Source organism: Halomicrococcus pelagicus (assembly GCF_050954125.1).
This window is the reverse complement of the sequence record NZ_JBPBWC010000010.1, coordinates 54,281-67,735: the sequence shown is the minus strand read 5'-3', so window position 1 is coordinate 67,735 and position 13,455 is coordinate 54,281. Positions and strand designations below refer to the sequence as shown.

The window sequence follows — 13,455 nt, the reverse complement described above, 5'->3', positions numbered from 1 at the left end:
CACTCAGAGCGACAGCCACCGCGTCGTGACGTCCTGTTCCTGCAGATGCCAGCGTTGCTCCGCGTACCCCTTTCGGCAGCGGACCTCGACGACGGCGTCGAAGACGGGTGCCAGCGTCCGGACGAGGTCCGAGTTCACGTCGGTCGGCAGGTGGAAGTGCCCCATCCCATCGTCGCAACGGACGCGTGCGGTGAGCACGCGCAGGAATCGAAACACCGCCTCCGCGCCGTGTTCCTCCATCAGCGGCACGACAGAGTCGACGCAGACGCGAAGTTCGGCCGGATCGAGACCGCCGCTGACCGCGCGGAACTCGTCGATACACTCGACGATAGCGTCGTCGAGAGCGGGTAGCGACTCGTCGGTGACCCTGACCGCCGTCGGCGTCGGGCGTTCCGTCGGCGTCGGGCGTTCCTGCGGCCTCGGACGTTCCGGCAGCGGAGGCGCTCCGGGTTCGGGTCGTCCGGTCGACGACGCGGACCGTCTCCGAACCCGTTCTAGGGGAGGGATAGTGGGAGTGGTTCGAGAGGCGGCCGCAGCCACTCGCGTCCGTGCACACCAGCAGTCGCCGTTGCGGTCGCTCGCGTGATTCGCCGAGGAAACGGTCGCACGCTCGGTCGAGAGCGTCGTCACATCTCGGCCCGACGAGGAGGATGCCGCATCCTCGCCGCTTGAGCCCCGCGAGCGTTCGTCTGAAGACGGCAGCCTCCGACGACGAGAGGGCGTTTCCGTCGCTACTCCTCATCGATCAAATATGTAGATGTATCGTGCAATAAGGCTTCGGGTGCCGTATCGGCCGAAAATCCGGCAAACCTCTCCCCGTGTGCTGGTGGTTTCAATCCCCGACCAACTACGGTGACGTGATGACCGACGACCTGTTCAGTCCCCGCACGTTCCGCGAGACGACGGTCCCGAACCGCGTGATGGTGTCGCCGATGTGTCAGTACTCCTGCGAACCGGACGGACTGGCGACCGACTGGCACCTCGTCCACTTGGGGAGTCGCGCCGTCGGCGGGGCGGGCATCGTGATGACGGAGGCGACCGCGGTCGAGCCGCGAGGCCGCATCACGCCGAACGACCTCGGCATCTGGAGCGACGAACACGCCGACGCGCTCGCGCCCGTCGCGGAGTTCGTCCGCGGTCAGGGAGCCGTCCCGGCAATCCAGCTCGCCCACGCCGGCCGGAAGGGTAGCAAGACCCCGCCGTGGGAGGGCAGCGAGACGGTCGCGCGGGACGAGGGCGGCTACGAGACGCTCACCCCGAGCGCCGACGTCTGGCCGTACGACAGGCCGAAACCGACGATGACCGAGATGGACCGCGACGACATCGAGACGCTCGTCGGGGATTTCGCCCGCGCCGCCGAGTACGCTCTCGACGCCGGCTTCGAGATAGCCGAGGTCCACGCCGCACACGGCTACCTGCTCCACGAGTTCCTCTCGCCCGCGGCGAACGACCGCGAGGACGAGTACGGCGGCAGTTTCGAGAACCGCACTCGTCTCGTCCGCGAGGTCGTCGACGCGGTCCGGGAAGCGTGGCCCGACGACAAGCCTGTCTTCGTCCGCATCTCGGCGACTGACTGGCTTCCCGACCGCGAGTCGTGGACCGTCGACGACTCCGTGCGCCTCGCCGACCGCCTCGCCGACCGGGTCGACCTCGTCGACGTGAGCGCGGGCGGCCTCCATCCGGACCAGCAAATTCCCAATCCGGGGCCGAACTACCAGGTGCCGTACGCCGAGCGCATCCGGGAGGAGGCCGACGTCCCGGTCGGGGCCGTCGGTGGCATCGTCGAACCGGCGCAGGCCGACGCCCTGATTCGCAACGAACGGGCCGACCTCGCCATCCTCGGCCGCGAACACCTCCGTGACCCGTACTTCGCGCTCCGCGCCGCGCAGGAACTGGACGCCGAGGACGTGGAGTGGCCCGTGCAGTATCGACGCGCCGTCTGACGCCGTCCGGAAATCTCAAGTTTATAATCGCGGCGTGCCGTGGATGCCCGCATGGACCGAGTTGCAGTCATCGGCGCGTCGATGACGGAGTTCGGCGAGCGCGACGCGTGGCTCCGCGAGTTGCTCGCGGAGGCCGGCGAAGCGTGTCTCGACGACGCGAACGTCTCGCCCCGGGCGGTCGACCACCTGTACGTCTCGAACATGGCCAGCGGCGAGTTCGAGGGCCAGACCGGCGTCCCGAACGCGCTGGCTCACGACCTCGGCGCGATGCCGGCGTACACCCAGCGCGTCGACCAGACGAGCGCCAGCGGCGGCGCGGGCATCTACTCCGCGTGGCAGTCCGTGGCCTCGGGCGCGAGCGACCTGACGCTGCTCGTCGGCGGCGAGAAGATGACCCACAGGACGACGGCGGAGGCGACGGACGTCATCGCCTCGCTCACCCATCCCGCCGAGTACAAGCACGGCGTCACGCTCCCGAGTTTCGCCGGCCTCACGGCGCGGCGCTACCTCCACGAGTACGACGCACCGCGGGAGAGCCTGGCGAAGGTCGCCGTGAAGAACCACCGGAACGGCCTCGACAACCCACACGCGCAGTTCCGCAAGGAGGTCGACCTGGAGACGGTGATGGACTCGCCCGTCGTCGCCGACCCCCTCAGGCTCTACGACTTCTGTCCCATCACGGACGGGAGCGCCGCGCTGCTGTTCTGTCCCGAATCGACGGCCGAGGAGTACGTCGACGAGTACACCGTCATTTCTGGCGTCGGGGGCGCGACCGACACCCACGTCGTCCACGAGCGCACGGACCCCACCGTCATGGGAGCGGCCGTCGAGAGCAGCGACATCGCCTACGAGATGGCCGACCGCGAACCGGACGACGTGGACGTGGCCGAACTCCACGACATGTTCACCATCCTGGAGTTCCTCCAGAGCGAGGCGGTCGGCTTCTTCGACCAGGGCGAGGGCTGGCGGGCCGTCGAGCAGGGTATCACCGACCGCGACGGCGACCTCCCGATAAACACCTCCGGCGGCCTCAAGTCGAAGGGCCACCCGCTCGGCGCGAGCGGGGTCGCACAGGCGTACGAACTCCACCAGCAGTTGCTCGGCGACGCCGGCGCGCGCCAGGTCGACGCCGAGGTCGCGCTGGCGTGCAACGTCGGCGGGTTCGGCAACTGCGTCACCACCACCATCATGGAGGAAGCATGAGCGAGGACGAGTCCACCACGTTCGAGGCGCACCGCTGTCCCAACGGCCACCTGACCTACCCGGACCACCCACGCTGCCCGGAGTGTGCCGAACCGCAGGTCGAAACCGTCGACCTCGCGGACCGCACCGCCGAAGTCGTCACGTGGACGACGAACACCGCCACGCCGCCCGGCGTTCGCTCGCCGAACTCCCTCGCCATCGTGGAGTTCACGGTCGACGGCGAACCGGTACGCGCCATCGGCCAGTTGACCGAGGACGCCGAGGTCGACATCGGCGACCGGGTGCGGCCCGTCTACGCCGATGAACTCAGGAACCCCGACGCCGGCATCCGGGAGAAGGAAAGCCAGGAGTGGGACGGGTACCGATTCGAACCGGCCTGAGCGCGGTTCATTCGCCTCTCCCGGTTCGAATCGGCGATGAAGACCGGCCTGAGCCGTTTTATCCGCATCTCGGGAATCGACGGTGAGACCTCCCCGCCTTCGTGCGTTCGATGGCACCAGTTCACAAAAATTCTTTTATCGACATTTCCCGAACGTCCAGGCATGCCCGACCCGTTCGGTCGCGCCATCCGCGACTTCCATCGCGGCGAGCAGGACGAACCGCTGCTGCAGCGAGACGGCGACCTGACCCTCGACCACCCCATCGAGCGGTTCTACTTCTCGTCGTTCACGGTCGACAGCGAGGAGAGTGAGTGGCTGGCGTCGCGGCTCGACGGCCCGCTGCTCGACATGGGGGCCGGCGCGGGCAGACACTCGCTGTACTTCCAGGAGCAGTTCGAGACGGTCGCCGTCGAGGTCAGCGACCACCTCGTCGAGACGATGCGCGAGCGCGGCGTGGCCGACGCCCGCCGCGGGGACATGTTCGCGCTCCGCGAGCAGTTCGGACGCGGCCGGTTCCGGTCGGCGCTCGCCATCGGCACCCAGCTCGGCCTCGCGCAGTCGATGCAGGGCCTGCGGAAGTTCCTCGGTGACCTCGCGTTCGTCACGACCCCCGGCGGTACGGCAGTCGTCGACTGCTACGACCCCGACCACGAGGAGGCCGAGGAGCTGCTGGGGTACCGTGACGACCCGACGCCGGGGCTGGCCCACCGTGTGATGCACTTCGAGTACGAGGGCGACGTGAGCGACGTCCTCCTGTTTCGGCTGTTCGCCCCCGACCGGCTCCGTGAGGCAGCGGTCGGCACAGACTGGACGGTCAGCGAGGTCCGGTACGGCGACGACGGCCCCCACTACCGGGCGGCGCTGGAGAAGTCGTAGCGGCCCCGCCGCGAGGGGTCAGATTCCGGCGTCCGCGTCCTCGTCGTCGCCGTGTCGGTCGCCGGTGTCGTTGCCGTCGTCCCCACCTGCGTCGCGGTTCGCGTCCTCGTCGTTCTCGTCGTCGCTCTCCTCGCTCCCGTCGGGGTCGCGTTCGCCCAGTTCCTTGCGAATCGACCGCAGTTCGGCGTCCACGTCCACCTCCGGACGGTCGTCCTCGCCGTTCTCGTCCTCGTCGCTCTCCTCGCGTACTGCGATGTCGACGGCGTCGTCTCCGAGTCTCTGGTCGGCGCGGTCGCTCTCGGTCGACTCGGCGTCGATGCTCGCGGTCGTCTCGCGACCGGCGTCGGCCCGCTCGCGGCCGGCCGACACCTCCTCGCGGATGTCGTCGTTCAGCCGCCGGGCCTCGTCGAGGAGCCGACGAGCGGTCGGTTCGCGCGGAAGGTCGCCCTCCGTGAGCGCCTCGTCGAGGTCGGCGAGCGCGGCGTCGAGTCGGTCGAGCGTGGCGCGACTGGCGCGCTGGGCGCGCGAGCCGAGTTCGTCGCGGGCCTGGTCGGCCGCGTCGGCGGCGGTGTCGCGTTCGGGGTCGACCAGACGGATGACCCGCTGGAGCATCTCCAGCGCGCGCACGTTCGCCTCGAGCACCGCGATGGCCGTGGGAATGCCGTACTCGCCGGTGAACCGGAGTAGTTCGCCGGGCGTCGGCGGTCGCGGCAACCCCATTGGACCTCGCGGCGGCCGACCGAACTCGTCGCGGAGTTCCCGCAGCGTCGCCTCCAGTTCCTCGACGCGCTCCTCGAGGTCGTCCCGGTCGTCTGTCATGTACGAACGTTCGCACCGCAGGACAAAAGCGTTGGTTGCTCGACGCCGGTCAGAACCCCTCGCGGAGGAAGACCTCGCGCGGCGGGAACAGTGCCGCCAGGCGCTCGCCCGCGTCGGCGTCCGCGACCGAGAGGTTCCCGAACCGTTCGGCCTCGCCGACGGAGTGGTAGCCGGCCACGACCTGCGAGAGCGCGTTCACGTCCGTCGTCACGTCGGGGGCGGCGTCCGTCCGCGTACAACTGGCGTCTTCCCCGTCGAGCTCCAGCGCGAAGGTTCCCTCGTTCCAGTCGACCAGCGGGTCGGTCACTTCGAGGACGACGCGTCCCTCCGCCTCGGCGTCCCGTCCGTCAGGGTCGGCGACGCGGGAGAGCGCCCGGGGAACGTCCACGAGACGGAACATCGGACCCGTCCGAATCTCGCAGTCGACCGCGCGGGGGTCGTCGACGACGTCGAGCAGGTCGGCGTTCGCGGGTTCGTAGAAGCGCACCGACTCGACCTGCGAGTCGTGGTAGTGGAGGAAGCGCAGCAGGTGGCGGTACGCCTCGTCGTCCGCGAAGGCTAAGTCGCTCACGTCCAGGCGCTTGCCGTCGTCGCCGTCGTCGACGGTGTAGACGAGGTAGCCCCGTAGCTCCCCGTCCCGGAACCAGCCGTAGGCGTAGGGGTCCCCGTCGCTCCGGGTGTCGAAGGTCCGCTCGCGCCACCAGTCCTCGGTGCGGTCGACGGCCAGCGCGTGGCTCTCGCCGTGTGCGCGCAGGACGCCGGCGAGCGACTCCCAGTCGTCGGGGTCCAGTCGGCGGAACTCGCCCGCGCGGTCGGTGTCGAGCGCCAGCGCCTCCGGCGTCGTCTCGTACCGCGTGTACCGGGTGATCGTCGCCCAACCGTACCGCCGGTAGAAGCCGTAATCGAACGGCCAGAGCGCCGAGAAGTCGACGTCGCGGTCCCGGTACTCTGCGAGCGACTCGCGGAGCAGCCTGCTTACCAGTCCCCGGCGTCGATTCTCGGGCGGCGACGCGACCGCCGACAGTCCGGCGACGTCGCGCCACGCGCCGCGCACGCGTGCGGTGAGCCAGTGGTGGGCGCAGACACAGCACAGGTCGTCACCGTCGTACAGTCCCCGGCGGTCGGCGAGGTCGACCGAGAAGTCGTCGTCCGACTCGTAGGTCTGTGGCCCCGCCTCCGGCTGGAACGCGTAGTCGAGCATCCGCTGGTACGTCTCGCGGTCCGCATCCGGGACCGGTCGATACGTTGGCATGCCCCGAGGTGAGACGGGGAAGGGAGAAATAGGTTAGCAATCCGTCACCGACCGAAGCGTCTTCCCGGCCGTCGTTAGGACTCTGCGGCGGACCGTCGAACCGTTTCGGCGACCGCGTCGGAACGAGCGCCCAAGACCATCACAAATTTTGATTTTATATACTGTATATCAAGGATATGTTATGGGCTCATCAACCAGCGAGTGAAATTTACTGTCGAAGTCCATGAACGGACGAACACGACGCGACTTCCTCCTCGCCACGAGCGCAACCGCCGCGGCCACGCTCGGCGTGATGAGCACGGGGACGAGCACACCGACCGAATCGTCGACCGACTGGAACGCCGTCGAATCGCCGACGACCAAGACGCTCAACGACGTCGTCGACACCGCCGACGGACCGTTCGCCGTCGGCGACGGCGGCGACGTGGTCGCGCGCCGCGAGAACGGCTGGCAGAAGGTCGTCGAGTACGGGCCGCAGGCGCGCAGTCGACCGCTGACGGGCGTCGACGTGACCGACGACGGCGAGCGGATCTGGTTCGTCGGCGGGAGCGGCGTCATCGGCGAGTACGACGTGACGACCGAGACGCTGACGAACTACTCCGCACCGAAAGACAAGACGAGCACGTGGGAGGACGTGGCCGTCAGGGGACGCGCCGGGGAGAACGAGCGGCTCTACTTCGTCAACGAGTCCGGTGAACTGCTGATAGGGGTTCGCAAGGACAGTGGCGTGCTCCGGTACGCTGACGTGCTCAAGCCGGGCGGCGGTTCCACGATTCCCGGTATCGAGTTCTACTCCCGCTGGGGCGGTCACGTCTGTAGCACCAGCCAGCTCGTCTCGAAGTCGACGACGGGCGGTATCGAGTGGGAACAGATCGGTATCGGGTTCTCCGGCGAGAGCTTCTTCGACGTCGCCAGCGTCGGACCGAGGGACGCGAACGTCGCGGCCGGGGCGGGAATCATCTACCGATACGACGGGTTCCGATGGACGCCGCACGTCGTCGACCACGGACGGCAGGCAATCCGCTCCATCGACCGCGACGGAGACGCGGGTCTCGCGGCCGGAGCCGGTGGGAAGGTCTACGAACGCCGGTCGACGGGCCAGTGGCGTCGCTACCGTACCGGCTCCGACACGAAGTTCCGGGGCGTCTCGCACGGGAGCGACGGCGTCGACGTCGCGGTCGGCAACAACGGTACCATCGTCGAGCGAACGCGCGACGATTCGGACGGAACGACGACCGCGACGACCGAGTCGTCTACCACGACCACGACGACTGCAACGACCACGTCGACCACGTCGACCACGACGACGACCGCGACGACCGGTTCGACTGCAACCAGCGCTTCGACGGACACCGCGAGCGCCGCGCGCGTCTCGATTCCCGACGCCGGCGAGACGGTGAGCGAGTACGTCGAAGGGGAGTGGGTGTAACGCGACGGCGAACCGCCCGGACTACTGTCGCTTCAGTGACCTTTACGGTGCTCGCGCGAGTACCCCGGCGCATGCCTGGTCCGGTCTTCCTCGACGGCGACGGCGTGACCCTGCGGGCGGCGACCGAAGAGGACGTTCCGTTCCTGCGGGAGAACCACGACGACCCCCGCGTTCGGGCGACCCGGAGCGTCCACGAACCCGCGGACGACGAGTGGGCACGGCGCAGACTCGGCGGGACGATGGGCAGGGACGGTGACTCGCTCGCGCTGCTCGTCTGCGACGACGACCCCGTCGGCCTCGTCTACCTCGTCCGCGAGGACCCGAACGCACACACGCAGCGTCTCGGCGAACTCGCCTACTGGATCGCGCCCGACGAGTGGGGCAACGGCTACGCGACGGCAGCCGCCGACCGTCTCGTCGCCCACGCGTTCGACGACCTCGGTCTCCACCGCGTGACTGCCTCGGCGTTCGCCGACAACGTCGCCTCCCGGCGCGTGCTGGAGTCGGTCGGGTTCCAGGAGGAGGGCGTGGCCCGGAAGGAGGCGTTCGTCGACGGCGACTGGCAGGACGTGGTGCGCTACGGCCTGCTGGTCGAGGAGTGGCGGTGAACAGAACGCGGAGCCCGGGCCGTCCGCAGGCGGTCTACCAAGAATTAAGGTCCAGCCACACAATCGGACCTCATATGGACGAATCCCCCGAGGAGATTACGACGCTCGTCGGTCGCGAGGTGTACTCTAACAACGGCGTCTTCGTCGGCGAAGTCGACGACGTGCGACTGAACCTCGACGCGACGACGGTGACGGGTCTCGCGCTCGGTCGTCTCAACGACGAGCTGTTCTCGAACCGCATCAACCCCAGCCAGGGCGTCATCCTCCCGTACCGCTGGGTGCGCGCGGTCGGTGACGTCATCCTCGTCAACGACGTCGTCGAACGGATGAAAGAGCCCGAGGAAGAAGTGAGCGACGACGAAGTGACCGTCTAGCTGCCGTTCGTCTCGCCGTCGACGCCCATCGCGTCGAACAGTTTCTTCTTGACGGCTTCCTCGGTCAGCGACAGCAGCGTGTCGCGGTTGTCGTCGCTCGTCTCGATGCCGGTGAAGATGCCGAGAGGAATCTCCGTGCTGGCCTGCGTCGAGTGGCCCGCGGCCTCGCCGATGTCGCCGAATGCGTCCTGGAGGACGTTGCCGATGTTCATCCGGATGTCCTTCGACCGCGCCGCGAGGTAGATGGTGTCGTCGGCGATGCCGAAGACGGCGGTGGTGGTGATGCCTTCGAGGTTGAGGAGGTGAGAGGCGGCCTGCGTGAGGGCGTCCCGGTCGCGGATGAAGCCGGCGTTGCTGACGAGGTGGCTCCCCTGCACCTCGCGGTTGGTGATGGCCTCCGCGAGCACGTCGAGCGTCTCCGGCGACATCGAGGGCGACTCGACCTGTTCGAGGGTGTCGTGGTTGGCGAAGGGGTAGAGGTACGCGGCCGCGGTGAGGTCGGCCGGGGTGGTGTCGCGCTTGAAGTCCAGGGTCTCGGCCCGGATGCCGTAGAGGAGCGCCGTCGCGACCTCCTCGCTGAGGCTGATGTCGAACTCCTGGACGTACTTCGTCATGATGGTCGAGGTCGAACTGACGTTCGGTCGGACGTCCGAGAACGCGACCTCGTACTCCTCGTCCGGTTCGTAGTGGTCGATGAGGATGTCGACGGGATGGGCGAGTTCCGTATTGCTCGCTTTCACGTAGTCGATGAGCGCGAACGTGTCGTACTCGTCCATGTCCATCTCGTCGCGGGCGAGCAACTCGATGCCGAGCAGGTTGACGAACGCGCGGTTCTCCTGGTGCCCGATCTCGCCGAGATAGAGGATGTCCGCTTCGACGCCGAGGCTGTCGGCGATCGCCTGGAGCGCGGCAGCGCTCGCGATAGAGTCGGGGTCGGGGTTGTCGTGCGTGACGATGGCGAGGCGGTCGTCGGTCTCCTCGATGACGGTCGAGAGCTTGCGTGCCTTGTACTCCAGTTCGCCGGCCTCCAGCGACCGGAGCGCGGAGTTGGCGATGACCGTCGAGGGGTTGATGACGACGTCCGCCCCGAGTTGCGTCAACTCGTCCGCGGAGACGGGGTCGCTCGCGCGCACGACGATGAAACGCTCGTCGTCGCGCCCGCGGATGTTCTCCACTGCCTCCTTGTTCGCCTCCACGTCGGACGAGAGGATGAGGACGACGTCGCGGTCCGCGACCATCTCCGCGACGTCCTCGTTACGGATGTCGGCCGACCGGGCGTTCAGGTCCTGGTCCCGGAGCGCCTCCACGCGATCGGAGTCCCGGTCGACGATGAGAACCTCCTTGCCCTGTTCCACGAGTTCCTCGGCGACGGCGAACCCGACGCTCCCGCACCCCAGGATAGCGTACGTGGACATCGAGGAGATAGTGATCCCGGCACTCATTACGTGAGCCGTTTTCCCGGCCACCACTTAATGTTCCCGGAGCATGGTCGGAACCGAACGCGGGCGTCGAATGCCTCACGCCGCCGGACCGGAGCGACCGAGTCGACCCCCGTCCCGACGTTCGGACGAGGGCGGCATCGACGCGGCCCGGACCGTGACTCCGCGGCGGTCGAGTTCGGCCGTTTTCGGGCGACGGAAGCGACCTCGGCGTTCCGAAAGGAAACGTATTTACGTCCATCCCGATTTTGTCAGAATGCGCTGGGCCGGTAGCTCAGTCCGGCAGAGCGTCTGACTCTTAATCAGACGGTCAGGGGTTCAAATCCCTTCCGGCCCGTGATTTTGCACGTCGATTCGGAGTTCACAGACGACAATGACTGTCAGCCCGAGTGCGACCTTCCGATCATGGACTTTGGATGTAATTCGGGAGTACAAGCGGGCTGCCAGGCCGTTATACGCTAGAGATTTTGATCCAGTTTCTCTAAACGGATTAGATGCGGATCCGCGCTGAATACCCTCGCTACTTGTTCAGTAGAACTACAGCAAGCGTCTCTTTGACTCTCTTGCTTCGGCATCCCCGCTTCCGCTCTGACCCGGAACGCTCGACGAGGGCCGGATACGGCGGTCGAGCATTTCAGGTGCTCACACCGACGACGGTCGCCGACTCGTCAACGGTCAGGTGCAACTCGTCGCCGTCACAGGAGACCGTGACGCTAATCCGGACCGGGTCTTCGGAAGCGAGTTCCGGTCTGTGGCCGCGAACCGCCTCCCAGATGGAGGGTACGCCGTCGAAGTCGGCGACGCGAAACTCCTCGTCGGTGACGCAGTCGTAATAGAAAGCCTTCGTGACGGGATGCAGTACGACCGCTCTCGACAGCGGCAGTTGCGCACCATCCTCGCAGACGGCGCAGGTGAATCTGACCAGGAACCGGTCGCGTCTACCGCAAGCCCGACACACCGCCCCGGTCGCCGGGTCGTGTACCCCACACCAGAACAGCGTCGACGCGACCGACCCGGCACACCTCGGACAGACGCCCTCGAACAGCATCGCGTGCCGGTGGTGTCGCTGGACGGTAGCCGCCTCGAGTATCTCCTCGGGAGTCCGCCCCGTCAGTCCCGCCGGCGAGAACGTCTGGAGGAGGACTATTCCCGGAGGAAACCCCTCGATGGAGAACCGGCCCTCGCACTCGGTGCAGGTCACGAGCAGGTGTGCGTCCTCGTATCTGAGCACCGTCGAGCCGCCACAATACGGACACGGCTCGTCGAGTTCGCTGGCCTCGAACTGAGGGCTCTCGACGCCCACCCCCTCGATGACCGCCCAGACGATGGCGCGACCGGTGCCGCGTAGCCTGTAGCCGTCGTCCGTGCGACGGACGAAGGTCCCGACGAGTTTGTCGAGATGGTAGGTGAACTGCGAGCCGTCCTGCATGCCGACGCGTTTGCGGAGTTCGGCAAACGACAGAGCGGACCCCTCGTTGTACGGTGCACTCGCCTCCCAGAGCGACAGCAGAATCGCCAGCCGCGTCTCGTTGCTCAGGAGCGCGAACGCGTCGGCCATAGTCGGAGCGACCGGATTCGCCACCGTTTCGAGCGGCGAGTCCGCCTGGGACGGAGGTGTCATGGGTGCTGGTATCATTGACCACATTACGTGCCTGTCGGCGAGATTCCGTGCCGCACTCGCGGGTGAGTCACCGGAAACGAGGACGCTCGTGGTCTCTACGTAACGCGTCGGCGTCTTCCCGACCGACCCGGTCGATGTCCCTCGTCTCGGGGTCTCCCTCCAAGGCTGGCGTCTCCGGCCCGGTCCGGGCGCGACGCGTCGTCGGCCGCTGTTCCGTCGCTTCGAGGACGCGGGTCGTCAGCGCGATTACGACCCACGGAATCACGACGAAGAGGCCGAAGATCGCCACCCACGCGCCCAGGAGCAGGAGCAGTTCTCCCCTGGTCATCGATTCGTTTCCCTCTCGGTCTCCGTCGTCCAGACGAAGCTGACGAGCGGAAAGACGACCGCGAGCGCGAGGGTCGTCCCGGTCGGACGGCGTTCGTCAGTGGTCACTCCTCTCATCGGTCGTCAGTTCGCTCCCCGCCTCCATATATATTAGCTGAATTATATTTCCCTAAGACAGATTACCGAATCGGCCTTCCCTGAGACGGTCGACAGGTCAGGCTGACGGCCAGTCGCGACCGCTCGCCTCACGACTTGTCGATGGGCCGTCCCGGCTGAATCGTGAACTCCCCGTCGGCGGCGAACCGGAGGAGCGCCCGCGACCCGAGGTCGAGTTGCCGCAGGCGCTCGGCCCGCGGATGGTCGCCGAGCGCGTACGACGCGCGGCGACTGAAGGGCCACCCGCCGACGTCGCCGACGAACTCCAGCGGTTCACGGAGAAGCGTCCCGTCCTTCACCGTGAAACTGGACGCGGAGAGCCGCGCACCGAACGTCGGCGGTCGGTCGATCTCGACGGTGAGGAGGCGCTTCCCGTCGACGGTGACCGTTATCCGCCGTCGGCTGCCGTCGTCGTCGAAGGTGACGTCGCCGACCGCCTTCGGATACCCCCAGACGTCGACGCCGAGCGCCCGCCCCGGTTCGGTCGTCACGGGGAGGTACCACACGTAGCCGCCCGCGCCGCCCCGGAGAGCCGACGCGAGCGGCACGGTCCCGGTCGAGCCCCGGACGGCCGGGAGGAGGACCCCGAACTCGTCGTACGGCGCTATCTTCCCCGCTCCGATTCGACGGTACTCGACGCAGAGGAACGTCACCGCGGCTCGCCCCGGTGCCGTCCGGATCGGAACGAGCCCCTCAGGCAGCAGCTCTCGCACACCCCCGTAGTCGGCCCCGAACGCGGCCCCCGTCATCGCCGCGTCGGTCGACAGCGGGAGGTCGACCGTCTCTCCCGTCGAGAGGGTGAACGTCTCCGTAGTCGTGCCGCCGACCGGACCGGTCATGAGTCCGGCCGGGCGTACGCGCGTATTCGTTTCTAAAGCTAGAGCTGCCTCGCTCCCGAAGCGAAGCTATCGGTATACAAATATTTATGGCGAGTACATGATACTTGGTTGACGGGGCAATGACAAAGGTACTCAAAGCCTCGGATTGGCGACGATGATGACGGTCGGACTCTACCAGATTACCACGCT

At 67.3% G+C, this 13,455-nt stretch carries 14 protein-coding genes, 1 tRNA gene and 1 pseudogene; 8 read left to right on the top strand and 8 right to left on the bottom strand.

Going from position 1 to position 13,455, the window contains the following annotated elements; all coding sequences use genetic code 11:
* Positions 1-3: 3 nt before the first annotated feature.
* Complete coding sequence (locus ACRYA2_RS17025; protein WP_433630939.1) at positions 4-540, bottom strand: DUF7504 family protein; 537 nt, start codon at positions 538-540, stop codon at positions 4-6.
* A pseudogene (locus ACRYA2_RS17020) lies at positions 515-742 on the bottom strand (DUF7504 family protein); the annotation flags it as partial. The pseudogene ACRYA2_RS17020 and the gene ACRYA2_RS17025, both read right to left, overlap by 26 nt.
* A gap of 118 nt (positions 743-860) precedes the next feature.
* On the opposite strand from ACRYA2_RS17020, the gene ACRYA2_RS17015 reads away from it, so the two are divergent.
* The 4 genes from ACRYA2_RS17015 (at position 861) to ACRYA2_RS17000 (ending at position 4,402) form a co-directional block, all read left to right on the top strand.
* Positions 861-1,943: an NADH:flavin oxidoreductase/NADH oxidase gene (locus ACRYA2_RS17015; protein WP_433630709.1), complete on the top strand. Its 1,083-nt coding sequence runs from the start codon at positions 861-863 to the stop codon at positions 1,941-1,943.
* Between the two features lie 51 nt (positions 1,944-1,994).
* Positions 1,995-3,146 carry a thiolase family protein gene (locus ACRYA2_RS17010; RefSeq protein WP_433630706.1) on the top strand — a complete coding sequence of 384 codons (1,152 nt, stop codon included), beginning with the start codon at positions 1,995-1,997 and terminating at the stop codon, positions 3,144-3,146.
* A complete protein-coding gene (locus ACRYA2_RS17005; protein ID WP_433630703.1) occupies positions 3,143-3,526 on the top strand; it encodes a Zn-ribbon domain-containing OB-fold protein in 384 nt (127 codons plus the stop codon). Before ACRYA2_RS17010 ends, ACRYA2_RS17005 begins: the two co-directional genes overlap by 4 nt.
* A gap of 162 nt (positions 3,527-3,688) precedes the next feature.
* On the top strand, positions 3,689-4,402 hold the full coding sequence (locus ACRYA2_RS17000) for a class I SAM-dependent methyltransferase (RefSeq protein ID WP_433630701.1): 714 nt from the start codon (positions 3,689-3,691) through the stop codon (positions 4,400-4,402).
* A gap of 18 nt (positions 4,403-4,420) precedes the next feature.
* On the opposite strand, the gene ACRYA2_RS16995 is transcribed toward ACRYA2_RS17000, so the two are convergent.
* Together ACRYA2_RS16995 and ACRYA2_RS16990 are read right to left on the bottom strand one after the other, a co-directional pair.
* On the bottom strand, positions 4,421-5,221 hold the full coding sequence (locus ACRYA2_RS16995; protein WP_433630699.1) for a DUF7547 family protein: 801 nt from the start codon (positions 5,219-5,221) through the stop codon (positions 4,421-4,423).
* A 49-nt stretch (positions 5,222-5,270) separates the two neighbouring features.
* Positions 5,271-6,473, bottom strand: coding sequence for a GNAT family N-acetyltransferase (locus tag ACRYA2_RS16990; RefSeq protein ID WP_433630697.1), 1,203 nt, complete (start codon positions 6,471-6,473; stop codon positions 5,271-5,273).
* A 223-nt stretch (positions 6,474-6,696) separates the two neighbouring features.
* Here ACRYA2_RS16990 and ACRYA2_RS16985 point away from each other — a divergent pair, with 223 nt between their 5' ends.
* The 3 genes from ACRYA2_RS16985 to ACRYA2_RS16975 all read left to right on the top strand — a co-directional run bounded on the left by ACRYA2_RS16985 (position 6,697) and on the right by ACRYA2_RS16975 (position 8,884).
* On the top strand, positions 6,697-7,902 hold the full coding sequence (locus tag ACRYA2_RS16985) for a hypothetical protein (protein WP_433630695.1): 1,206 nt from the start codon (positions 6,697-6,699) through the stop codon (positions 7,900-7,902).
* A 71-nt stretch (positions 7,903-7,973) separates the two neighbouring features.
* Positions 7,974-8,510: a GNAT family N-acetyltransferase gene (locus ACRYA2_RS16980; RefSeq protein WP_433630693.1), complete on the top strand. Its 537-nt coding sequence runs from the start codon at positions 7,974-7,976 to the stop codon at positions 8,508-8,510.
* 74 nt (positions 8,511-8,584) lie between these two features.
* Entirely contained in the window at positions 8,585-8,884 is a 300-nt protein-coding gene (locus ACRYA2_RS16975) for a PRC-barrel domain-containing protein (protein WP_113275969.1), read from the top strand.
* On the opposite strand, the gene ACRYA2_RS16970 is transcribed toward ACRYA2_RS16975, so the two are convergent.
* Positions 8,881-10,326, bottom strand: a complete 1,446-nt coding sequence (locus ACRYA2_RS16970; RefSeq protein WP_433630690.1) for a DHH family phosphoesterase — start codon at positions 10,324-10,326, stop codon at positions 8,881-8,883. The two genes, ACRYA2_RS16975 and ACRYA2_RS16970, sit on opposite strands and share 4 nt — an antisense overlap.
* Positions 10,327-10,586: 260 nt before the next feature.
* Here ACRYA2_RS16970 and ACRYA2_RS16965 point away from each other — a divergent pair.
* Positions 10,587-10,660 (top strand) — tRNA-Lys (locus tag ACRYA2_RS16965).
* Between the two features lie 297 nt (positions 10,661-10,957).
* On the opposite strand, the gene ACRYA2_RS16960 is transcribed toward ACRYA2_RS16965, so the two are convergent.
* From ACRYA2_RS16960 to ACRYA2_RS16950, 3 genes are all read right to left on the bottom strand, one after another.
* The gene (locus ACRYA2_RS16960; RefSeq protein WP_433630687.1) at positions 10,958-11,944 is read right to left on the bottom strand and encodes a winged helix-turn-helix domain-containing protein; all 987 of its coding nucleotides are present in this window, start codon (positions 11,942-11,944) and stop codon (positions 10,958-10,960) included.
* Positions 11,945-12,011: 67 nt separating this feature from the next.
* Positions 12,012-12,272: a hypothetical protein gene (locus ACRYA2_RS16955; RefSeq protein WP_433630684.1), complete on the bottom strand. Its 261-nt coding sequence runs from the start codon at positions 12,270-12,272 to the stop codon at positions 12,012-12,014.
* Positions 12,273-12,516: 244 nt separating this feature from the next.
* Positions 12,517-13,266, bottom strand: a complete 750-nt coding sequence (locus ACRYA2_RS16950) for an acetoacetate decarboxylase family protein (protein ID WP_433630681.1) — start codon at positions 13,264-13,266, stop codon at positions 12,517-12,519.
* Positions 13,267-13,455 lie beyond the last annotated feature (189 nt).